Source organism: Streptomyces gamaensis, assembly GCF_042656465.1.
GTDB lineage: Bacteria > Actinomycetota > Actinomycetes > Streptomycetales > Streptomycetaceae > Streptomyces > Streptomyces gamaensis.
Genome location: NZ_JBHSPB010000020.1, coordinates 97967 through 119911 on the forward strand (window position 1 = coordinate 97967; position 21945 = coordinate 119911).

Below are 21945 nucleotides of genomic sequence, written 5' to 3' on the forward strand. Positions count from 1 at the left end.
TCAAGCCGGGGTCGACCCCGGCGGCGGTCACCACGGGGCGGGGCGGCCGTGCCGCAGCAGGACGCCGGTGGGCCCGTCGGCGGGGAGGCCGAGGGCGTGCACGAGGTCGGCGGCGGCCTCCTCGGGCGTACGGTCCGCGCCGGGCATCATCCGGGTGCGGGTGGGCCCGGGGTTGACGGCGTTGACCAGCACCCCGCTGCCCCGGAGCCGTTCGGCGAGCAGCACGGTCAGGGCGTTGACGGCGGTCTTCGACACGGAGTAGCCGGGGGCGGGCCCCGAGCGCAGGCCGCCGCCGAAGGTGCCGGTGCCGCTGGAGAGCAGGGCCACCCGCCCCCAGCCGGCGCGCGCCATGTCCGGCACGTAGCACTGGCAGACCCGCCAGGCGCCGAGCAGATTGACCTCCAGCGTGGCGCGGACCGTGTCGAGCGGCACCGTGAGCGGGTCGGTGCCGGCGTCCAGCAGGACTCCCGCGTTGGCGGCCAACGCGTCGACGGGGCCGGTGTGTTCGCGGGCGGCGGCGACGCTGTGCGCGCTGGTGACGTCGAGGGCGATGCCCCGTGCGCCGGGCCCGAGCGCCTCGGCCGCCTCCCGGGCGGCCCGCCCGTCGCGGGCGGCGAGCACGACGTGCCAGCCCGCGCGGTGCAGTGCCCGCGCGGTGGCCGCTCCGATGCCCCGGTTCGCCCCGGTGACCAGGGCGGTGCGTGTGCGGGTCATCAAATCCCCTCCTTCGTCGGTTGTTTGTCTCTGCCGGCACCCTCTCCCCCGCTGCTCGGCGGGGGGTCGATCCGGCGGCCACGGGCGCGCCCAGTGGTCTTCGAGCGGCCCCCGAGGCGGCCGCCGCACGATGGGCGCACCGTCGAGTGGCCGCCGGGAAAGGGGAGCCGCCGGATGCGCTTGCTGTTCACGACGTGGGCCTGGCCCTCGCACCTGTACGCGCTGGTGCCGACGGCCTGGGCGTGCCGGGCCGCCGGCCACGAGGTGGTGGTGGCCACGCAGCCCGCGCTCGTACGGGAGACCGCGCGCTGCGGGCTGCCCGTGGCGGCCGTGGGCCACGACGTGGACGCGGTGGCGATGGTGCGCGGCTACGTCCTGGGCGCGCCGGAGCACGCCGCCGCCCCGCGCGGGGCCGGGCCCCGGGCCATGGAGATGTTCCTCGCGCACGCGGAGTCGATGCTCGACGGACTCCTCGCGCTGGCACGGGAGTTCCGGCCGGACGCGGTGGTCTTCGAGCCGACCGCGCTCGCCGGACCGCCGGCCGCCCGCGCCCTGGGCGTCCCGGCCGTACGGCACCTGTACGGCACGGACCTGATGGCACGGGCGCGTACCGTCCTGCCCGGGCAGCTCGCGGCGCTCGCGTGCCGCCACGGCCTCGAACCCGCCGACCCCTACGGGGCGTTGACGCTGGACCCGACGCCGCCGGGTCTGCGGATGCCGGGCGCCCCGCCCTCGGTGCCGGTGCGGTACGTGCCGTACAACGGCGGCGGGCGGTACCCCGGCCTGCCGGCACCGGACCGCCCCCGCGTGTGTGTGACCTGGGGGCACACGATGGCACGGCTGGCGCCCCGGCACTTCCTGCTGCCGGAGGCCGTCCGCGCCCTGCACCCGCTGGGCGTGGAGGTGGTGGCGGCGGTCTCCGCCGCCCAGGTGCCGCTGCTCGGCCGGCTGCCGGACGGGGTGCGGGTGGTGGTCGACGCCCCGCTGCACACCCTGCTCGACGGCTGCGCCGCGGTGGTCGCGCACGGCGGGGCGGGCACGGTGCTGACCTCCCTGCACCACGGCGTGCCCCTGCTGCTCGTACCGCAGCTGCCGGACCACGCGGGGCACGCCGCGGCCGTCACGGCGGCGGGCGCGGCACGGCTGCTGCCCGCCGCCGACGCCTCCCCGGGCCGGCTGCGCGAGGAGTGCGCGGCGCTGCTCGACGACGCTGCGGCGCGCGACGCGGCCCGCCTGCTGCGCCGGGAGATGCTGCGGCAGCCCGGACCGGACCGGCTCGCGGCGGACCTCGCGGCCCTCCTCGGCCGAGGCCGGCCGCAGGGGACACGGACCGGATGACCCACGACGAGACGGGCGACCCACGACGAGACGGGCGGGGAAGAGTCATGTGCGGACTGGCCGGCTGGATCGACTACGGACGGGACCTCGGCGCGCACGCCGTCACGGCACGCACCATGGTCGCGGCCCTGGCCAACCGGGGGCCCGACGACGAGGCCGTGTGGTGCGACCGGCACGCGGCGCTGGCGTTCCGCCGCCTGTCCGTGATCGACCCGCCCGGCGGGGCACAGCCGATGACGGCGGAACGGGACGGCCACGTCCTGGCGGTCGTACTGTGCAACGGCGAGATCTACAACTACCGGGCGCTGCGGACGCGGTTGGCCGCGCGCGGGCACCGGTTCCGTACCGCGAGCGACACCGAGGCCGTCCTGCACGCCTATCTGGAGTGGGGCGAGCACTGCGTCGAGCACCTCGACGGCATGTTCGCCGTCGCGGTGTGGGACCCGCGCCGGGCGCGGCTGCTGCTCGCCCGCGACCGGCTCGGCGTCAAACCGCTGTACTACGCGCCGCTGCGGCGCGGCCTGGTCTTCGGCTCGGAGGTCAAGGCGCTGTTCGCGCACCCGCTCGTCGAACCGGCCGTGGACCGCGAGGGCCTGGCCGAACTGCTGGCCTACCTCGCCACCCCGGGGCACGCCGTCTACGCGGGCGTCCGGCAGGTGCGCGCGGGCCACGTGCTGACCGTCACGGACGGCACGGTGCGCGAGCGCGCCTACTGGTCGCTGCCGGGCCGGGAGCACACCGACGACTGGCCGACGACGGTGGAGACCGTACGCGCCCTGCTGACCGACGCGGTGACCTCCCACCTCGTCGCGGACGTACCGCTGTGCACGCTGCTGTCGGGCGGCCTGGACTCCAGCGCGATCGTCGCGCTCGCCGCCCGGCACGGCGGCGCGCGGCCGCGCACGTTCGCGGTGGACTTCGAGGGGCACGCCGAGCGGTTCCGGCGCGACCACTGGCACGACAGCCCGGACGCCCCCTACGCGGCCGAGGTCGCAGCGTTCGTCGACGCCGAGCACCGGCCCGTCACGCTGCGCACCGCCGACCTCGCCGACCCCGTCGTGGGGCACGCCGCGCTGGCCGCGCAGGACCTGCCGCGCCCCACCCCGGACATGGACCGCTCGCTGTATCTGCTGCTGCGGGCGGTACGGGAGCACTCCACGGTCGCGCTGATGGGCGAGGCGGCGGACGAACTCTTCGGCGGCTACCGCACCTTCAGCGACCCCGCTCTCGTCGACAGCGGCAACTTCCCCTGGGTGACGATGGGTCTGTCGGTCGCCCCGCACGGCATGGGCACCGGACTGCTGGAGAAAGGACTGCTGGAGAAGACGGACGTGCCCGGCTACTCCGCCGACCGCTACGCGCAGGCCGTGCGCGAAGTCCCGCACCTCACTGGCGAGGACCCGCGCGAGGCCCTGCAGCGGCGGGTGGGCTATCTGCACCTGACCCGCTGGCTGCCGCTGCTGCTGAACCGCAACGACCACCTGAGCATGTCGGTCGGCCTGGAGGTACGCGTGCCCTACTGCGACCACCGGCTCGTGGAGTACGTCTTCAACATCCCCTGGCGCATGAAGACCCGCGGCGGCCAGGAGAAGTCCCCCCTGCGGGCCGCCATGGCCGGGCTGCTGCCCGCGTCCGTACTGCGGCGCCCCAAGAGCCCGTTCCCCGTCACCCAGGACCCCGGCTACGGCCAGGTGCTGCGCGAGCGGCTCCAGGAGCTGCTCGCCGATCCCGGCAGCCCGGTGCTCCCCCTGCTCGATGTTTCCGCCGCCCGGCGGCTGCTGGCCGAGGACCGGCCGGTGGCGACCACTGGCTGGGGGGAGCGCCGGGACGTGGAGATGGTGCTCCAACTCGACGCGTGGCTGCGGCATTACGGCGTCCGCCTCGTGCTGTGACCGGAGGGACGACAACCCCGCATCCCCTCACTCCGCCCATGACGCCCATGACGCCCATGACGAAAGGACGCCCGTATGCTGCGCGAGCGGCTGCTGCGGACCGCAGAGCCCGTACTGGCCCGGGTGCTGGAGCACCCCTTCTGGTCGGGGCTGCGCTCGGGCGCGCTCCCCGGCGAGGCACTGACGCACTTCGTCGCGATGGACACCGGGCACCTGCTGCCCGCCTACGGCCGGGCACTGGCCCGCTGCGCGGCCTGCGCCCGCGACGACGCGCACGCCGCGTTCCTCGCCCGCGCCGCCGCCGGCACCTTCGAGGCGGCCGGACGGCTGCGCGAGGCGTTCACGAAACTCGCCCCGGACCTGGGCCTGCCCGCACCCGGCGGGACGCCCCCGCAGGCCGACCCGCTCACGCACGCCCACTGCTGCTTCTTCGAGGCGGCGGCGGCCGGTTCACCGGCCGCCGCCATCGGGGCGCTGCTGCCGATGGCGCACTTCAACCAGCGGGTCTCGGCCGACCTGGCCGCCCGGTGCGCTCCCGGCTCCCGCTACGCGCCGTGGATCGCGCTGTACCAGCCGGGCGAGGTCTACTCCCGGGTCGTGCAGCGGTACTTCGACGTGGCCGAGGAGATCGCGGAACAGTGCGGCGAGGGCGAACGGCGGCAGCTGGAGGACTTCTTCACGCAGGCCGTCCGCCACGAGTGGACGTTCGCCGAGAGCGCCTGGACGCGGCCGGTGTGGCCGGTGTGAGCACGGCCGGGAGCACAGCCGCAACACAACCACCGCTGAAATCACCGCTGATATCACCACTGAAATCACCGCAGAAAAGAGGCAGTCGACGCCCATGAACACACAGTCCCCCGTGCGCTACCCCTTCCCCTGGACACCGCCGATGGAGATACCCGAGGCGCTGCGGGGCCTGCGCGAGCACGCCTCGGTCGAGGTCACCCTGCCCAGCGGGGACCGGGCGCTGATGGTGACGCGGTACGCGGACGTACGCGCCCTGTTCGCCGACCACCGGCTCAGCCGCAACATCTCCCGCCGCCAACGGCCGGACGTGGCCCGGATCTCGGCGGACAACGAGCTGTTCGCCGACCCCGAGATCAACCCCGACCCGCCGGACCACATCCGGGTGCGCGGGCTGGTCACCCGGGCGTTCACCGCGCGACGGGTGGAAGCGCTGCGGCCGGTGGCCCAGGGGATCTGCGACGAGCTCATCGACGCGATGCAGGCGGGCGAACGCCCGGCCGACCTCAACGAGTCCTTCGCCTTCCCGCTGCCGATCCGGGTCATCTGCCGGCTGCTGGGAGTGCCGCTCGCGGACCGGGACCGCTTCCGCTACCTGGTCGACGGCTTCCTGTCGGTGACCAAACTGCCGGTGGAGGAGATGCAGCAGTGCCGTGAAGGCTTGTGGCACTACCTGGGCGAGCTCATCGCGAGCAAGCGCCGGGAGCCGGGCGACGACCTCGTCAGCGGACTGATCAAGGCCCGGGACGAGGACAACAACCGCCTCTCCGAGCACGAACTCCAATTCTGGACACAGGGGTTGCTCATCGCCGGGTACGTCACCACCGCCAGCCAGATCGGCGCGAGCGCGGCGGTGCTGCTGCACCACCGGGAGCTGGTCAAGGAGATCCAGGCCGACTACTCGCTCGTACCGGGTGCCGTCGAGGAACTGCTGCGCACCCAGATCATGGGCTCGTCGGTCGGCACCCTGCGGTACGCGGTCGAGGACATCCCCCTCTCCGACGGCACGGTCATCAAGAAGGGCACCAGCGTCCTGCTGTCGGAGGAGTCCGCCAACATGGACGAGGGCGTCTTCCCCGACCCCTTCACCCTGGACATCCGCCGCCCCGACAACCACCACATGACCTTCGGCGCGGGCCTGCACTACTGCGCGGGCGCCGCGCTGGCCCGTATGGAGCTCCAGGTGGCGACGCGTTCCCTGCTGGAGCGACTGCCGGGGCTGCGGCTGGCCGTCCCCGGCGAGCAACTGCCGCGCGCGCTCGGCGGATTCACCGAGGGCTTCACCGAGATCCCGGTCACCTGGTAGGAGGAAGCGTTGCGCGTCACCGCGAACAGGGACACCTGCACGGTCAGCAGCCTGTGCGTCTACCGGGCACCGGAGGTCTTCGACCAGGACGAGGACGGGCACGTCGTCGTCCTGGACCCGCAGCCGCCCGAGGAACGGCGCGCGGCCGTACGGGACGCCGCCCGCAGCTGCCCCACCCGCTCGATCCACGTCACCGAGGAGGCTGAGTAGCGGTGCCGTTCGCCGCGATCACCTACGACATCCGGGCCGGCTGCGAGGACGAGGTCGCGGAGGTCTTCACGGGCTTCCGCCGGGTCGGCTCGCCCTCGGTGCCGGACTCGTCCGGCCGGGAGGCGGCCCGCATCCTGTCCACGGCCGTCTTCCTGCGCGACGCCACCCTGATCCGCGTGATCGAGTACGAGGGCGATCTCGACGCGGTGGCCCGGCACATGGCGGCACAGCCGGGCGTCCAGGAGGTCGAACGCCGCCTCAAGCCCTATCTGAACTCGCCCCGTGACACGGACACCGTCGAGGGGTTCGTGCGCACGTTCCGCGCCGGGCTGCTGCGTTGCGTGAGCCAGATAGGCGTTCCGCGCGACTGAAGGGGCGGGTGGGGGAACAGGGCCCGTCGCAGGCGCCCACCGGCCCGCACACGCCCCCGCCCGGCATCCCCACCCACCCCGAGGAGCTACCACCCATGCCCACGCCACCCCCCTTCCCCTTCCGCACCCCGAACCCCCTCGAACCACCCGCCGAGTACGCGGAGTTGCTGCGCGACGCACCCGTCACCCGCGTGACCATCCCCACCGGCGACCCCGTCTGGCTCGTCACCCGGTACGAGGACGTCCGGCGCGTGCTGTCCGACACCCGCTTCAGCCGGGAGGCGATCACCGCGCCCGGAGCGCCCCGGCTGCTGCCCATCGCCGAGGGGTCGAAGTCGGTGTTCGTGACGGACCCGCCGGAGCACACCCGGCTGCGCAGGCTGGTCTCCCGGGCGTTCTCACCCGCCCGCATACGGCAGTTGAGCACGGAAGTCGTGGCACTGGCCGACGAGCTGACGGCGGCGATGGCTGCCGCCGGGCCCCCGGCGGACGTGATGGCCGGGCTCGCGCAACCGCTGCCGATCACCGTGATCTGCCGGATGCTGGGCGTGCCCTTCGCGGACGTCCCCCGCTTCCGCGCCTGGACCGACGTCATGCTCAGCTGGGCGCGGGACAGCCGCACGGAGGTCGTGGCCGCCCGGGAGGCGCTCAGCCGCTATCTGTCCGGGCTGATCGAGGCCAAACGGAAGGAACCCGCCGACGACCTGCTGACCGTCCTCGTCGCGGCCGCCGACGACGGCGACCGGCTCGACGACGAGGAACTCCTCGCGTTCGGCTACACGTTGCTCGGCGCCGGCTACCACGCCACCACCGCCGGACTGGCCCACGCGCTCCTCACCCTGCTGCGGCACCCCCAGCAGCTCGCCCGGCTGCGGAACGAACCGGAGGCCCTGCCCGGCACCGTCGAGGAACTGCTGCGCCGCTCGCAGGCGGGCGCCGGACTGGGCGCGCTGCGCATCGCCCGCGAGGACGTGACCATCGGCGGCGTACGGATCGCGGCGGGCGACGCCGTCCTGCCGCTCATCAACGCCGCGAACCGCGACCCGGAAGTCTTCACCGACCCCGACGCGCTGCGCCCGGACCGCGCCCCCAACCCGCACCTGTCCTTCGGACACGGCATCCACCACTGCCTGGGCGCCCAGCTCGGCCGCATCGAACTCCAGGCAGGCATCGGCGCGTTGCTGCGCACCCTGCCCGGCATCCGGCTCGCCGTCGACGAGTCGCAACTGGAGTGGAGCAGCGGGCTCGCCTTCTCGCGGCCCGCGTCCCTGCCCGTCGTCTGGCAGCGGGGGTAGCGGGCCGTGTTCAGCGACGAGTTGCGCGCGTCGGCCGCGCCCGTACTGCGGGCCGTGCTCGACCACCCCTTCTGGAACGGACTGCGCGCGGGCACGCTGCCCGGAGCGGCCCTGACGCGCTTCGTGGAGCAGGACACCGGTCATCTTCTGCCCTGCTACGGGCGGGCGTTCGCACACTGCGCGGCCACGGCCGGGGACACGGGGACGGCGCTGCTGCTGTCCCGGTGCGCCGCCGAGACCGTGGACTCGGCCGCCCGCCTGCGCGAGGCCCTGGCCGCGCTGGCGCCCCGGCTCGGAGTGCCGCCGCCGGCAGCCGACGGCGTCGCGGCGCATCCGGTGACCCGGGCCCAGTGCTCGGCGGTCACCGCCGCCGCGGCGGCCTCGTGGGCGGCGGGCCTGGGCGCGCTGCTGCCGTTCATGGTCTTCCACCTGGAGGTGTGCACCGACCTGGGCGCCCACTGCGCGCCCGGCTCCCGCTACCGGCCGTGGGTCGAGGTCCACCGGCCGGGGGAGCCCGTACGGGCCGCTGTACGGGCGGTGCTGGCGGCGGTCGACGCGTACGCGGCGGGGGCGGGGGCGGGGGCCGCGCGTCGTGCGGAGGTCGGCGAGTGGTATCTGCGGGGGGCGCGGTACGAATTTGCTTTCGCGAGCGCTGTGTTGGCGGCGGGGTCGGATCCGGATCGGACCGTACGGCCCTCGGTGCCGTGACCGCGTACTACCCGGAGCGGCGGCGCCGCAGCCGCTGTGCGGCGGAGCGGGGCCCCGTCACCGCGACGCCGGACGGGCGACCGCGCCCCCGCGCCCGTACGCCCCGCGCCTCCGTGACCGCCGTCGGCCCGGCACCCGCGACCGACACCCGCGACCCTCGAAGGAGCCCCATGGAGCAGACCTCCGCCCCCGCCCCGCCCACCGGCAGCCCCCCGCACCGCCCCCAGGGCACCGCACTTCTCCTCACCGCTCTCGTTCTCGCCGTCGTCGCCTGCCAGTTGTGCATCTCGATGCCCACCCCCGCCCTGCCCGACATCACCCGGCGCCTGCACACCACCACGGCCGTGGTCGGTCTCGCGCAAGCACTGTTCTTCCTGCTCGGCGGACTGCTGTCGGTCATCCTCGCCGCGTGCAGCGACTACGGGCGGACCCGGGCGCTGATGGCCGGGGCGCTGACGCTGGCCGTCGTGGGCAGCGTGCTGGCCGCGCTCGCGCCGTCGGTCGTGGTGTTCGTGGCGGGCCGGGCCCTGCAGAGCGCGGCGACGGCCGTCTTCCCGCTCGCGCTGCGGGTCATGCGCGAGGCCCTGCCGCGACGGGAGTTCGGCCGGGCGATGGGACTGATCACGGCGGCGAACGGCGGGATCGTCGGGCTCGACGGGCTGCTGTCGGGGTGGCTGACCGACCGCTACGGGTTCCGGACGGTGTTCGCGGTGATGGCCGGTTTCGGGGTGCTCACCATGGCCGTACTGCTGCGGGCCGTACCCGAGTCCGCGCGCGTCCCGCACGGGCGGCTGGACCGGCGCGGGCTCGCCCTACTGTCCCTGGCTGTGGCCTGCGTGGAACTCGGCATCGGCACGGCGGGCCGGGTGCCGACGGCGGCCGCGGCGGGCACGGCTGTCGTCGGGCTGGTGCTGTTCGGGGTGTTCCTGGCCGACGCGCGCGACCGGCCCGGCGCCCTGTTCCCGCCCGGCTACCTGCGGTCGCGGCAGGCGTGGCCGGTGCTGCTCACCTCCGCCTTCGTCACCATGGGCATGCTCAGCACCATCAACTTCGTGATCCCGGTCTTCAGCCAGAACCGGGCCTTCGGCTACGGGCTTTCGGCGACCGGTGCGGCGCTGCTGTTCATCGTGCCGGTGTGCGCGGTCAACGTCCTGATGGCACCCGCCGTCGGGGCACTGGCGGCCCGGGTGGGCTGGCGGCGCGTACTGCGCGCCTCCACCGCGCTGACCGTCCCGGTGCTGGCCGCGCTCGCGCTGGGCCTCGGGCAGCAGTGGCTCGTGGTGGCGCTGGTGGTCCTGGTCGGCTTCGGCCTGGCAGGCGCCATGACCCCCTTGAACGGGCTCAGCGCGATGCTCGCCCCGGCCGGGCAACCGAGCCTGCTGCCCGGCGTCAACTCGGCGGCGTACGGCATCGGTTCTTCCCTGGGCTTCCTGCTGACGTCCCGGCTCGCCGGACCCGACGCGGCCACGGGCTTCCGGGCCGCCCTGTGGCTGGTGACCGGCGTCATCGCGCTCGCCTTGGTCACGTCCCTGCTGATCGAGGGCCGCTCCGGCCGCCCGGAGGAGAGGATCTGAATGCGCGGACGGAGCAGGCCCCTTGAGGCTGTCGTGGTGGGCGCGGGCATCGGCGGGCTGGCGGCCGCCGCCGGTCTCGCCCGCATCGGCTGCCGGGTACGGGTCCTGGAACGCGCCGACGCCCTGCGGGCCGAGGGCGCCGGCATCTCCCTGCTGGCCAACGCCCAACGGTCCCTGGACCGGCTCGGCGTCGGCGCCCGGATCCGCGCGGAGGCGGCCACGATGCTGCCCGGCGGCGACGGCGTCCGTACCCCGTCGGGGCGGCGGCTGATGCGGCCAGCCGACCCCGGGTTCGTACGCCGCCACGGCCTGTCCACCGCCGTCCTCCCGCGCGAGGCCCTGCACCGGGCCCTCGCCGAGGCCCTCCCGCCGGGGAGCGTCCTCACCGGCGTCGAGGCCGTCGCGCTGGAGGACCTCGCGGAGGGGGAAGGGATCCGCGTCCACTGCCACGGCGCCTCGGGCGCCCCGTGCGGCCCGTTCACCGCTGATCTCGTCGTCGCAGCCGACGGCCTCAACAGCCGCCTGCGCGCCCTGCTGTGGCCGGACGCCCCGCACCCCGTCTACAGCGGACACAGCGTGTGGCGCGGCATCGCCGAGACGGACCGCAGGGAGCCCGGCGGCACGACGTGGGGCCGGGGGCTGGAGTTCGGCAGAATGCCGCTCGCCGACGGCCGCGTCTACTGGTACGCCGTCGCCAACACCCCGCAGGGTGCACACAGTACGGGCGAACACGGTGAGGTCCTGCGGAGGTTCGGCCGCTGGCACGCCCCGATCCCGGCGCTGCTGTACGCCACCCCGCCCGGACACGTCCTGCACCACGACGTGTTCGAGCTGCGCCCCGGACTGCCGTCGTACGTGCGCGGACGCACCGCCCTGCTGGGCGACGCCGCGCACGCCATGACCTCCGACCTGGGCCAGGGCGCCTGCCAGGCCCTGGAGGACGCCGTCGTCCTGTGCGCCGCCCTGTGTGCCGCCTTCGCCGAGGGGCACGGCGTGCCGGCGGCTCTTGCGGCCTACGACGCCCGCCGCAGACCGCGCGCCCAGTCGGTCGTGGACGCCTCGCACCGGGCGGGCCGGATGAAGATGGGAGACGCATGGTGGCACGTCCTGGCACGCAACCTGCTGACGGTCCTGGCGCCGCCGCGCGCCGGGGAGGCGGCCCTGGCGCGGATCGGCGACTGGACCCCGCCGCCGGTGCCGGCCGGGGCGCTGGCGTGATCGCTGTCGTCGGGGCGAGCGGTAACGTAGGCCGCGTCGTAGTCCGACGGCTAGTCGAACTAGGCCTGTGTCCCCGGGCATTGACCCGCTCTGCCGACCGGTCGGCCTTCGGCCCCGGCGCAGAAGTCGTCCACGCCGACCTCGACCACCCCGGCACCGCCAACCGGGCACTGGCCGGAGCGACGGCCGCGTTCATCGCCACGGCCGGCCCGCACGCCCCGGCCCACGACGCGGCCCTCGCCGACGCAGTGGCCCGCCACGGGGTGCAGGACGTGGTCAAGGTGTCCTCCGTAGCGGCCCTCGCACCCCCCGCCGGACCGTACGGGGCCGCACACGCCGCCGCCGAGGACGCCTACCGCCGCTCAGGCGCACGCTGCACGGTGCTGCGCCCGGCGGCCTTCATGTCCAATGCCCTGCAATGGAGTTGGTCGATCACCGCCGAGAACACCGTCTACCAGCCCTTCGGCACCCTCCGGCAGGCCGTCGTCGACCCGGCCGACGTCGCCGAGGCAGCCGTACAGGCCCTGACCGCCCCCGGCCACGAAGCCGACACGTACACCCTCACCGGCCCGCAGGCCCTGTCCGCCCACGAGCGCACCCAACTGCTCGCCGAGGCACTCGGCAGACCCCTGCGCTTCGTGGACGCACCCGTAGAGACGGCACGGCAGGCGATGACCGCCACGGGGCTTCCGGCCGACTACGTCGACGGCCTCCTCCTCGCCCAGGCCGACGCCGATCCACGGCGGGGCGGGCTGCCGCTGCCGACGGTCACGGAGCTGACGGGGCGGGCGCCAGGCACGTTCGAGGAGTGGGTCGGGGCGCATCTGGGGGACTTTGCTTGAGGGCGGCAGCGGCTGCCGGGCCCGGACGAATGCGGCACGGGCACTACGTTGCGCATGTGCGGTGCGGTCATGAGTGCACCTCCCGCCGATGCCGCTCCAACTCCGCTTCGAGCTCGGCCAGTCTGTCCCATTCCCTCAAGCGCCGCGCCCCAGCGCGCAGTACCACCAGGCACAGGCACTTCCGGCACACCGGGACCTCCGTCTCCGTAGTACTCACCACCGGTTCGCCGCCTTCCAGCTCTGGGCGTTGGCGGCCGCGACGCGCGCGCTGAGCGACTCCTTGCGGGTGACGGGCTGCCCGTGCGTCGAGCGCTGGTGGCGCGCCAGAGCTTCGGCCAGCCGTCCGGCCGTCTCGTGGCGCCCCTCGGCGAGTGCTTTGATGCGGGCCTGCTTGATCTTGTTGCCGTTGGCGCAGCACGTGCGGTCCTCAACGGGCGGCGGTTCCAGTCCCAGGCGCAACGGCAGCCCGACCGGCGTGGTGCTGTATCGGATCGGCTCGGTCATGCACCGATCGTGCTGTCGGGTTCTCCGTGACCCCAGGGACGGAACGTCCCAGTCTCACACGCTAGTTGGCCACGCCCAAGAACTCGGCGAGCTTGCGAAGGCCCGGTGGCCGCGCCGGTCCGTTCCACAGATCGCCGACAATCGCCACAGCCAGCGTGTGATGCCGCATCCACCCAGGGGCCACCCGCCGGAGCCTCTCCAGCGCTTTCACGGCTCCTGCGGCGTCCCCGATGTCCGTATGGGCGCGGGCTACGTCCAACAGCAGCCAGGTCCGCCACGACGGCGGGGTGTCCTTGCTGAGCCTTATGCCCCTGGCCAGCCTCAGCGCCTCTTCCGGCCGCTCATGCTGCACAGCGAGACGCACCCGTTCGATGCGTACTGACGACCGACTGAACACCGAGATCAACTTGCTGTCGGCAGGCGGCGGAAGCGTCGCCAGACGACCCGCAGCCTTCTCGGCCGTCACCATCATCTCGTTGGCGGTCTCATAGTCATCGCTGCGCGCGTACGACGTGGCCGCGGACATCAGCAGACCGCCCCACACACGGACACCTTCCGCCGTATCCGCGTGCTCCCGCTCCACCCCGTCCGCCGCGTGGACGGCAAGGTTCCGCGCGTCCTCCAACCGGGCCTGCCGCTGATAGGCCCACGCCACCGAGTTCGACACCATCGCGGCCAGCAACGGGTCCGACGAGTCGCCGGCTGCTGCGTAAGCGCGCTCCAGCGCGGACAGGGCCAGGTCGGTCTTGCCGAGCCGGATCGCCAAGTGCCCGCCCAATTGCAGGGCCTTGCCGAGTGCCGCCTGCCCGGCCGCCCGCTGCTCCGCGCTCCCCACAGCGGCGAGCAGACGGGCGTCAGCGATGATGCCCGGCAGTACGTCCATGAGGCGCCCGAACTCCGCCGAGTGGTACAACGTCCACCCATCCGCGAGTTCGGCCCGCAAGAGGGGCAGAGACAGCTTCTCAACGCCGGTCGGCTCGGCGGGAGGAGCGAACAGCGGCGGCATGATCGCGCGCCGGACGGCGACCAGCTGGGGAGGATCGGCCTCACCGCTCGACGGGACGCCCGGCGGATCTCCCAGCAGGGCCGTCAGCTCCACACCCAGCCCCTTGGCGAGCGCATGAAGCGTCGGCAGCCGCGCACTGTGCTTCCTGCGCTGCTCAAGTCTCCGGATCACGTCCACGCACACGCCGGACCGTTCGGACAGCCCCTCTTGGGTGAGATCAGCAAGGCGGCGCAGTCGCGCGATACGGTCGCCGAGATGCTCAGTAGCCATGGACCCGAACCTACGCCGGAGCGGGGCGAGTCAGCACTGGCCGCGAAACGCCACGAGCCCTACGCGGGGAAGAGGAGCACGACCGTGAGTGACCCGCACATCCTCCTGACGGGCGAGAGCCTTGCCCTGGGGATGCCCCGCGAAGACATGCTGCCCGAGTACCACAAGTGGGAGAACGACGCCCGGACCATCCTCGGTTACGGCAACCAGTGGGCGCAGTCGTGGGAGGTCCGTGCCGCTGGGTACGAGCGGCAGAGGAGCAACGAGCGTTATCAACAGTTCGAGGTCTTGCGACTCAAAGACAGACGGCCGTGGGGATGACGGTCCTCCACGTCAACACCTATGTGCGCACAGCTGAGTTCGTGATTGCGCTTGCCCCGAACGAGCGGGGGAAAGGGCATGCGACAGAGGCGGCCCGGCTGACGCTGGACTGGGCGTTCCACATGGCCGCCCTGCGCATGGTGTGGTTGAAGGTACTGGAGCCCAACCGTGCCGGAGTCGCTGCCTACGAAAAGGCGGGGTTCCGCCCATCCGGACGGCTACGGAAGTCCGGATACCGGCTCGGACAACCCGTGGACGAACTCCTCATGGACGCGTTGCCCGAGGACTTCTCCGGCCCGTCCGCCGTGATCGCCGCTCTCGGCGGCTGATCCTTTAGACAACCGGTGGAGATCACCAACGGCCGCCGACAGGCCGGACACCGCGCGCAACTCCGGCAGTTGACCTGCGCCATAAAGTGGTAGGCCAGGGCACTCCCCGGCCTACCACTGCCTCACGAAGTCGTGGACGTCTGCTCCTGGCTGCCATAGGGTCGCGTGATGATCTCCATGCCGTGCCCGGCCGGATCCATGAAGTACAGGCCGCGTCCACCATAGTGGTGGTTGATCTCTCCCGGCTGCTTCAGATTCGGGTCGGCGTAGTACATGATCCCGGCCTGCTGGATACGCGCGAAGGCCGCGTCGAACTCCTCGTCGGAGACGAGGAAAGCGTAGTGCTGCATGACGATCGACCCCGCCGGGATGGCGGCGAAGTCCAAGGTGACCCCGTTGCTGGTGGCCACGGGAATGAACGGACCGGACTCGGTCCCGACCTCAAGTCCCAGGATGTGTGCCAGGAACTCGGCCGACTCCCGGTTGTCCCGGGCATGGATGATGGTGTGATTCAACTCGACTGACATGTGTGGGATGCCTCCGCAAGGCAATCTCACGGGCACCTCCATGCCTCACCCAGCCGGTGACCGACACGCGATGCCGTGCCCGTGATCCTAAGCAACACCCCGCACGGTGTCGAGGGCCGCACCGAGTAGCCGCCGATGACGGCCACACACCGTCGCCAAGACGGAACCGCGCCGCATCGACAGCGACCGGCCCACTGTGACTAGCGACGTTCCGGGCGGAGAGCTGGGGCGTAGGTGCAGTCGAAGACCGGAGGACCGTCGTACGCCTCGGCACGGGCTGCGAGCTCTTCGGTATACCCGATGCGCGCCTTCGACTCCTCTACATTCCATGTCCGCAGCCTGGGATTGTTACTCGCCGTTCCTGGTGTGGCCCGGGCTGAACTCGCCGTGCCTGGTGTGGCCGGGCGATGCGAGCTCCCCCGTCCTACTGTGGGCCGGTTCGGTGAGCTCGCCCGGGCTGGTGTGCCCCGGCGCCTGGATATCGCCGATCTTGGTGTGCCCGGGGCCCGCGGATGCTGCCGGGCCCGCGGAGCCATCGGCGGCTTCGGACACTGCAGTTCCCAGAGCCAGCACGGCAACAGACACGCCGGCTAGCAGTGCAGAGCGGATCACGGTGACCATGAAGTAACCCCCGTTTAGGCCGATGATGCACGTGAAACGACTCTACGCGAGACAACTTGCCTAGCCCACACTGGTTTTGGACGTAGCGAGGGGTTCTGACGGACGCCCCGGAGCAAGGTGTGAGCGCCGAACTCCAAGCTGCGGTACCGGCGAGACGGGCTATGGGCTGGGGCAGAGTTGGCGCAGGTAATGCCGCATGTGTGGCGGCATCTTCTCGGGCAGCCGGTCCAGGGGAAAGAAGCGAAGTGCTTGCCCTTCGCCGACGATGAGCCCGCGTTCGTCGCCTGTCCACGTGGCGATGAAGACGTGGGGTGGGGTCTTGGGCGGCTCGTAGGCAGAGACCGCGAACTCGTGGATCGCCTCGGGGGAGATTCCGGTCTCTTCGGTGAGTTCGCGGAGGATCGTCTGGAGAGGGGCCTCGCCTGGCTCCCGCCCGCCACCGGGCAGTGACCAGTGGCCGGGCCAGGAGATATCGGCCGTGTCGTCCCGGAGCTGAAGAAGGATCTCGCCTTGCCCGTTGAGGACCATCGCCAGGCAGCCGGGGCCTCTCACCCGGTTCGCAGTCATGACGTCCTCTCGCAACCGCAGAGAACAGGATTTTGATCCAGCTGGTGATCCGGATCGTCCACCTCAAGTGGGCATCGCCTGCAACGTGCCAAACGGAGACCATCGCGTGTGCGCCCTGTTCATCACCGAGCGCCGACTCAGACCGAGATCTCGACTCGCTTGGCAATCTTGTTGAGCCGCGGGTTGCTCCGCTTGTGGAGCGACACCAAGACGCGGAACAGTTCCTGACTGGTCGGGTGCACCTTCGCGAGTTGCGGAGCCACCTCCCACGCCTGCTCAAGGGAGTCCAGCGCACCATCCCGATCGCCGAGAGCCAGCCGGGCCCGCGAGGTGTCCAAGTGCATCGGGCCGATCCGTGTGGCGGGAAGCGCGATCCTCTGCCTCTGGAGGTCCCGGGACACCTGAAGTGCCTTGCTGTGCCTTTGGATATCGCCTGATGTCGAGATGACGTGAACCGCCGTGTTCTGCGGGCCGAAGTGCATCTCGTGCTTGACCACGTCCTCGGGGAACTCCTCGGCGTACCGTTGCGCCCGTTCAATGTGCTTGTCCGCCTCGGTCTTGTCCCTCAGCCGGCCCGCGAGGGTCAGCCCCCGAAGGTGAAGACAGCCCAGGCCGAATGCCCGCTCGGGTCCGGTCAGCGTCGATTCCGCCTGCGTGATGGCTTGCTCGACCACGGCCAAACCGCCCGCGAAATCACCGTTGTTGAGGAATATTCCTGCCTGGTCGCGAGCCGCGACAATCCCGACCAGCGGCGTCGCCCGCTCGGCGGCAAGCATCTGCTTGGCGGAAGCCAGCTCACAGAGCTCAAGCCATCGATGGCGGGCGGCCACCCAATAGACAGTGCTGTACGTGTCGGCTACGAGCGTCCAGGCGTCCGGCGTCCGCGCGGAATGAGCGAAGTTCTGAGCACGGCTCAGGACGTCCGGCAACAGTGCGAGGACTTCGGCCAGGTCGGTGTTGAACCGGTGTGCCGTGAGCTTCGCAAGGCCCTTCCTCAACTCTCCGACCGGACGTGGTGGTTCGCCCGCGAGGTCGAAGTGGCGCATCGCCGTTCGAAGGTTCCTGAGGTCGTCTTCGCTCGCGACCGGAGCTTTACCCAAGACCTCATCAAGGGTGATGCCCATCGCGCCGGCGACAGCGGCGGCCATCCCCTCGGTCAGGACTCGGTCACCGCCTTCGACCTTGCTCAGCGTCGACAGCGATACACCGGCACGTCGAGCCAGCTGGGCTTGGCTCAGGTTGTGCTCCTTGCGGAGGACAGCGACGTTCTTGCCCGCTCCCGGCGTACGTTCCTCGTGGGCCATCAGATCCCCTTCGGCGCAGTGGGTCACTTTCATGTTCCCAGCGTGCTACGCCATGGAGCACCTCCACTGTGCAAGTTCGTATGCCCTGAACAGCAGTCCGAGCGCACGACGACGCCGGAAGAGCCCGCGTGTGCTCAGTCGGCGAGCGGCAATGTCGCGACCATGACTGCGTACAGCGGGGAGTCGGGGAACGGTTGCCGTTCGCCGGCCTTCCGGTACGTCCACGACTCGTACAGGGCCTGGACTTTGGGGTGGGTAACGTCCACGAGCAATACGGCGAGATCGTGGTCACGAGTGTCGAGGAGCGCGCGGTGCAGCCGCTCGGCGGCGCCGGTCTTGCGCCACTTGGGGCGCACCATGAGCTCGGAGAGGTGGAAGGTGCGGTCCTTGGCAGGGGCGGGCTCGAGGTGTCCGCGCCACCACTCGCGGCCGGGGTTGGCGGCCGCGCCGTAGGCGTACCCGACGGGCTCGGCTCCGTCGTAGCCGATCACGCAGGAGAATTGCGGGTGGCTGCTCCAGTGGTCCACGAACCAGGGGAATTTCTGGACGAACGCATCGTCCAATCGGTCCGCGTAGGCGTCGGCGTGCACGTCCAGGAGGGTCTGCCGGATGTCGGCCGCGTCATCGTGGCTGTAGGTGCGGACGTGGAGTGTCGTCACGTACGTCTCCATTCTTGGCGGTGGCGCTCGCCCCAACTCTCGTACGCACACATCAGGGCCGGCGCGGAGGGGAGGTCCCAGGCGGCTTGTGACCCCTGGTACGCGGGACACCGCCCCTCGACGATAGCCCCCTCGCCGAGTGGGTGGTGAGGCGCAGAGCGCGGGCAGGTACTGTCGCCTCTCTGCCGATCGTGATTGCAGGAGAGCCAGGCTGTGCGTAACGCTGTCGTGACGACCGAGGGTGACCGGATCCGCTGGGTCGAGCTGCCGGGGCGGGAGCCTTCCCGCGTCTACGTGCACGGTCTGGGTGCCACGTCACCTGCGTACTTCGCGGAGATCGCGGTTCACCCTCTGCTGACCGGTCGTCGTTCATTGCTGATCGACTTGCTCGGTCACGGCATCAGCGACCGCCCGGCGGACTTCGACTACACCCTGGAGGCGCACGCCGATGCCCTCGCGGAAGCGCTGGCCGTTGCGGGTGTCACCGGTGCGGAGCTGATCGCCCACAGCATGGGTGGCTCGGTGGCCATCGTCCTGGCCGCCCGTCACCCGCAGTTGGTCTCCCGACTGGTCCTGGTCGATGCCAACCTCGACCCGATCCCGCCCGATCCGGGCTCTGGCGGCAGCGCCGGTATAGCGGCCTACTCCGAGCGGGAATTCCTGGCCGGCGGCTGGGAAGAGGTCCGCGACCGGGTCGGCCAGCACTGGTGGGCCACCATGCGCCTGACCGACCGGCAGGCCCTGCACCGCAGCGCGGTCCAGCTCACCCGTGGCACCGTCCCCACCATGCGCGAACTCCTGTTGGACCTGAAGCTTCCCCGCACTTACCTGCTGCCGGAGGCCGACGGGCCGCTCTCCGGCACCGACGAACTCACCGAGGCGGGGGTGGCCGTGGTGCCGATCCCGGACTGCGGACACAACATCATGCTGGACAACCCGGACGCCTTCGCCCGCGCCACCGCAGAAGCACTCGCGCACTGAGACAAAGGACGCGACGACGGCCCTACCCCGTACTCTGAGGGTGACGAGCTGCACAGAGAGGGGCAAGGCCGTGTCTCCCGATGCTCCCCCGGACCCGTTCACCGAGCCGATCGTCTTCGGCCAGCGTATGCAGATCCTCCGGACCCGTCGCGGCATGAGCCGTGATGTCCTGGCCGGGTTGGTGGGCAAGTCGTCGAGCTGGGTCAAGCAGGTGGAAGGCGGACGCCTTCACATGCCCAAACTGCCCGTGATATTGCGCATTGCGGAAGCGCTCAGGGTGAGAGACCTTTCCGACCTCACGGGTGACCAGTCGATGGCGGTGAGCCTGTTCACCGGCCCCGGTCACGCCCGCCTGCCCCAAGTCCGCGCCGTCATCAACGAGTTCCCCGTGCCTGCGCAGAAGGAGGCGCCGACTCAGACGCACCTGCGGCAGCGACTCGCCCGAGCGTGGACCGCGCGGCATTCTGCACCCAATCACCGGGACGTCATCGGTGCTCTGTTGCCCGATCTCATCCGGGACGCACAACTCGCCGTGCTACGTTCCGACTCGGCCGACGATCGGCGCAAGGCTCAAGCCGTGCTGTCCGAGGTCTACAGCCTGAGCCAGTTCTTCCTCGCCTACCAGCCGGACGCATCGCTGCTGTGGCGCGTCGTGGAGCGCGGAATGGTCTCTGCCCAGGAATCCGAGGATCCTCACGCCATCGGCGTCTCGGCCTGGCTGGCAGCGCAAGCTCATCGCGACAGCGGACCGGCGCACTTCGACGCGGCCGACGCGGTGAATCTGGCAACCCTCCGGTACTTGGAGCCCCTTCTGCCCGATGCGCATGACGATGTTCTCGCCATTGCCGGCGCGCTTCAATTCGAGGCCGGATACACGGCCGCCCGTCGGGGGGACACCGGAACAGCATGGCGGTACTGGGACACGGCTCGCGCCATGGCCGACCGGCTCCCTGCCGACTACTACCACCCGGTGACGTCGTTCTCGCGCGCCATCATGGGGGCGCACGCGGTCACGATCGCTGTCGAACTGCACGCGGGCGCCGAGAGCGTTCGGCAGGCGGCTGCCGCGGATGCCAGCACGATCCCCTCCCGGCCACGGCGCGCACGGCACCGCATCGAGGAAGCACGCGGATACCAACTCGACGGGCAGACAGGAGCGGCACTGGCCGCCCTGGACAAAGCCTATGAGGCGGCACCGGAGACGATCCGCTACAACGGCTACGCCCGACGCATCGTCTTGGAGGAGGCCGGCTCGAAGAGTCCGGCCCAGCGCCGCCGGGCAAGCGAACTGGCGGTCAAAATCGGCGTGCTGGCAGCGTGACCAGGGGGCACAAAGTGTGCCCCCTCTCCCTTCACCAGAGCCGTACGGTCACTCATCGACGGACCGTCGGACCATCCCCCGCGACCCTGACAGGTGCGGTCCGGGGTGTGTCCACTGACCAGTGAAGGGTTGACGAGAGTGCCCAAAGCTACTGCCGGGGCTCCGCTGCGATCGTTGCGTACTGGCACCCGGGGTGCGCCCCGAAGGAAACGGAGCGATCACCCAGCAGCGCATCGAAACCGGTCGAGGCGACCATGACGCCGACTGCGCGACCCAGGACCGGCGCCCTCCTCTACACCGAGACCATGGAGCGGGTGCCGACGGCTGCGCGGAGGGCGCGGCTGCTCGTGAGCCGGGCCTTACGCACCTGGGGCCTTGGTGAACTCGTCGAACCGACGCAACTGATCGTCTCGGAGCTGGTCACCAACGCGGTCCTGCATGCTCACGGTCCCACTGTTCGCGTCGCGGTGTCCCGCCCGGCAACCAGCTGGCTGCGGGTCGCGGTGGTCGACAACTCCCGTGCGCACCCGAGGCCGCGTGCGGTGTCGGCCGACGACCGGACGGGGCGGGGGCTGGCGATCGTCGACGCCCTGGCCGACCGGTGGGGCACCGACAGCCGGGAGCGGGGCAAGCAGGTGTGGGCCGAACTCCTGGTCAGAGCAAGACCTGGGCCCGGTACGGAGCCCCGTCGCTACTGCGGCACATGCACGGGCCTGGTCCTGGCCCGGGCAGTGGCCAGCCGTGAGGGGCTGGTCTTCAAGGCCATGGGCCTCTACGAGCAGCTCCTCGCGCACCAGGAGGCGCAGCACTCATGAGGCCCCCGCAGCAGCGGCCAGCCCGCCGTGCCCGCCCGGTCTCGGCACGCCGTGCCGGGTCGCGCCGGCTGCACCAACTGCCTTCAACTGACGGTGGCACGCCACCCGGTGGGCCCTGCACCGACACCCGACCGGGGCATCGCCCACCCGGTGGTGATGAATGTTCCCTACGCGGCCACGATGCTCTGAGACCCGCCGCTACGCTCGCTCGGCATGAGCGACGAGGTCCAAGAAGGACGAGGCCCGGTCCGCGATGCCGCCGTAGTGGTGGCCCGCGACGCCCAGGGCCTCGTCGCCGTCCTGCAGTCCGACTTCCCCCGGCACGGCGGCGAGTACCTGTTCCTCCCCGGCGGCCGCCGCGAAGACGGCGAGACACCGGAGGAATGCGCCCGGCGCGAGCTGATGGAGGAAGCCGGGATCACCGCCACGCGGTGGGGCTTCCTCGGCTCCTACGCCATCACCCTGGAGTCCACCGCCCGCGTGCACCTGTACGAAGCTCGCGGCCTGA

General features: G+C 71.7%; 24 protein-coding genes. 17 read left to right on the forward strand and 7 right to left on the reverse strand.

All coding sequences use genetic code 11. From position 1 onward, the window contains the following. Nucleotides 1-27: 27 nt before the first annotated feature. Nucleotides 28-714 (reverse strand): SDR family NAD(P)-dependent oxidoreductase, encoded by a 687-nt coding sequence (locus tag ACFP1Z_RS26895; RefSeq protein ID WP_390320209.1) that lies wholly within the window; start codon nucleotides 712-714, stop codon nucleotides 28-30. A gap of 174 nt (nucleotides 715-888) precedes the next feature. Here ACFP1Z_RS26895 and ACFP1Z_RS26900 point away from each other — a divergent pair, with 174 nt between their 5' ends. The 11 genes from ACFP1Z_RS26900 (at nucleotide 889) to ACFP1Z_RS26950 (ending at nucleotide 12212) form a co-directional block, all read left to right on the forward strand. Then, nucleotides 889-2052 (forward strand): nucleotide disphospho-sugar-binding domain-containing protein, encoded by a 1164-nt coding sequence (locus ACFP1Z_RS26900; protein WP_390320211.1) that lies wholly within the window; start codon nucleotides 889-891, stop codon nucleotides 2050-2052. A 47-nt stretch (nucleotides 2053-2099) separates the two neighbouring features. Further along, the gene (gene asnB / locus ACFP1Z_RS26905) at nucleotides 2100-3944 is read left to right on the forward strand and encodes an asparagine synthase (glutamine-hydrolyzing) (RefSeq protein ID WP_390320212.1); all 1845 of its coding nucleotides are present in this window, start codon (nucleotides 2100-2102) and stop codon (nucleotides 3942-3944) included. A gap of 75 nt (nucleotides 3945-4019) precedes the next feature. Further along, entirely contained in the window at nucleotides 4020-4691 is a 672-nt protein-coding gene (locus ACFP1Z_RS26910) for a thiaminase II/PqqC family protein (RefSeq protein WP_390320214.1), read from the forward strand. A 94-nt stretch (nucleotides 4692-4785) separates the two neighbouring features. Then, nucleotides 4786-5994, forward strand: a complete 1209-nt coding sequence (locus ACFP1Z_RS26915) for a cytochrome P450 (RefSeq protein ID WP_390320216.1) — start codon at nucleotides 4786-4788, stop codon at nucleotides 5992-5994. Between the two features lie 9 nt (nucleotides 5995-6003). Further along, on the forward strand, nucleotides 6004-6204 hold the full coding sequence (locus tag ACFP1Z_RS26920) for a ferredoxin (protein ID WP_390320217.1): 201 nt from the start codon (nucleotides 6004-6006) through the stop codon (nucleotides 6202-6204). A 2-nt stretch (nucleotides 6205-6206) separates the two neighbouring features. Next, nucleotides 6207-6575, forward strand: a complete 369-nt coding sequence (locus tag ACFP1Z_RS26925) for a SchA/CurD-like domain-containing protein (protein WP_390320218.1) — start codon at nucleotides 6207-6209, stop codon at nucleotides 6573-6575. A gap of 95 nt (nucleotides 6576-6670) precedes the next feature. Next, the gene (locus ACFP1Z_RS26930; RefSeq protein ID WP_390320219.1) at nucleotides 6671-7870 is read left to right on the forward strand and encodes a cytochrome P450; all 1200 of its coding nucleotides are present in this window, start codon (nucleotides 6671-6673) and stop codon (nucleotides 7868-7870) included. Between the two features lie 6 nt (nucleotides 7871-7876). After that, entirely contained in the window at nucleotides 7877-8578 is a 702-nt protein-coding gene (locus ACFP1Z_RS26935) for a thiaminase II/PqqC family protein (RefSeq protein WP_390320220.1), read from the forward strand. Nucleotides 8579-8748: 170 nt separating this feature from the next. Then, complete coding sequence (locus ACFP1Z_RS26940) at nucleotides 8749-10152, forward strand: MFS transporter (RefSeq protein WP_390320221.1); 1404 nt, start codon at nucleotides 8749-8751, stop codon at nucleotides 10150-10152. Next, nucleotides 10153-11370, forward strand: a complete 1218-nt coding sequence (locus ACFP1Z_RS26945; protein WP_390320222.1) for an FAD-dependent monooxygenase — start codon at nucleotides 10153-10155, stop codon at nucleotides 11368-11370. Next, nucleotides 11367-12212, forward strand: coding sequence for an NAD(P)H-binding protein (locus ACFP1Z_RS26950; RefSeq protein ID WP_390320223.1), 846 nt, complete (start codon nucleotides 11367-11369; stop codon nucleotides 12210-12212). The genes ACFP1Z_RS26945 and ACFP1Z_RS26950 overlap by 4 nt, the downstream gene beginning before the upstream one ends. Before the next feature lie 213 nt (nucleotides 12213-12425). Here ACFP1Z_RS26950 and ACFP1Z_RS26955 read toward each other — a convergent pair whose 3' ends face one another. Together ACFP1Z_RS26955 and ACFP1Z_RS26960 are read right to left on the reverse strand one after the other, a co-directional pair. Then, nucleotides 12426-12716, reverse strand: coding sequence for a hypothetical protein (locus ACFP1Z_RS26955; protein ID WP_390320224.1), 291 nt, complete (start codon nucleotides 12714-12716; stop codon nucleotides 12426-12428). Between the two features lie 61 nt (nucleotides 12717-12777). Further along, on the reverse strand, nucleotides 12778-13992 hold the full coding sequence (locus ACFP1Z_RS26960) for a helix-turn-helix domain-containing protein (RefSeq protein ID WP_390320225.1): 1215 nt from the start codon (nucleotides 13990-13992) through the stop codon (nucleotides 12778-12780). Nucleotides 13993-14076: 84 nt separating this feature from the next. Here ACFP1Z_RS26960 and ACFP1Z_RS26965 point away from each other — a divergent pair, with 84 nt between their 5' ends. Beyond that, the gene (locus tag ACFP1Z_RS26965) at nucleotides 14077-14313 is read left to right on the forward strand and encodes a hypothetical protein (protein WP_390320226.1); all 237 of its coding nucleotides are present in this window, start codon (nucleotides 14077-14079) and stop codon (nucleotides 14311-14313) included. Then, nucleotides 14310-14642: a GNAT family N-acetyltransferase gene (locus tag ACFP1Z_RS26970; protein ID WP_390320227.1), complete on the forward strand. Its 333-nt coding sequence runs from the start codon at nucleotides 14310-14312 to the stop codon at nucleotides 14640-14642. Before ACFP1Z_RS26965 ends, ACFP1Z_RS26970 begins: the two co-directional genes overlap by 4 nt. Nucleotides 14643-14764: 122 nt before the next feature. Here the strand turns inward: ACFP1Z_RS26970 and ACFP1Z_RS26975 are convergent, their stop codons facing one another. The 4 genes from ACFP1Z_RS26975 to ACFP1Z_RS26990 form a co-directional block, all read right to left on the reverse strand. Beyond that, nucleotides 14765-15169 carry a VOC family protein gene (locus ACFP1Z_RS26975; RefSeq protein ID WP_390320228.1) on the reverse strand — a complete coding sequence of 135 codons (405 nt, stop codon included), beginning with the start codon at nucleotides 15167-15169 and terminating at the stop codon, nucleotides 14765-14767. 780 nt (nucleotides 15170-15949) lie between these two features. Beyond that, on the reverse strand, nucleotides 15950-16357 hold the full coding sequence (locus tag ACFP1Z_RS26980; RefSeq protein WP_390320229.1) for an NUDIX domain-containing protein: 408 nt from the start codon (nucleotides 16355-16357) through the stop codon (nucleotides 15950-15952). Between the two features lie 137 nt (nucleotides 16358-16494). Then, entirely contained in the window at nucleotides 16495-17694 is a 1200-nt protein-coding gene (locus ACFP1Z_RS26985) for a helix-turn-helix domain-containing protein (protein ID WP_390320230.1), read from the reverse strand. A 101-nt stretch (nucleotides 17695-17795) separates the two neighbouring features. Further along, nucleotides 17796-18332 (reverse strand): GNAT family N-acetyltransferase, encoded by a 537-nt coding sequence (locus tag ACFP1Z_RS26990; protein ID WP_390320231.1) that lies wholly within the window; start codon nucleotides 18330-18332, stop codon nucleotides 17796-17798. A gap of 201 nt (nucleotides 18333-18533) precedes the next feature. On the opposite strand from ACFP1Z_RS26990, the gene ACFP1Z_RS26995 reads away from it, so the two are divergent. The 4 genes from ACFP1Z_RS26995 to ACFP1Z_RS27010 all read left to right on the forward strand — a co-directional run. Further along, nucleotides 18534-19301 (forward strand): alpha/beta fold hydrolase, encoded by a 768-nt coding sequence (locus ACFP1Z_RS26995; protein WP_390320232.1) that lies wholly within the window; start codon nucleotides 18534-18536, stop codon nucleotides 19299-19301. A gap of 70 nt (nucleotides 19302-19371) precedes the next feature. Further along, entirely contained in the window at nucleotides 19372-20622 is a 1251-nt protein-coding gene (locus tag ACFP1Z_RS27000; RefSeq protein ID WP_390320233.1) for a helix-turn-helix domain-containing protein, read from the forward strand. A 254-nt stretch (nucleotides 20623-20876) separates the two neighbouring features. Further along, entirely contained in the window at nucleotides 20877-21437 is a 561-nt protein-coding gene (locus ACFP1Z_RS27005; protein WP_390320234.1) for an ATP-binding protein, read from the forward strand. Between the two features lie 213 nt (nucleotides 21438-21650). After that, the coding region (locus tag ACFP1Z_RS27010) for an NUDIX hydrolase (RefSeq protein ID WP_390320235.1) at nucleotides 21651-21945 on the forward strand (295 nt) is incomplete at its 3' end.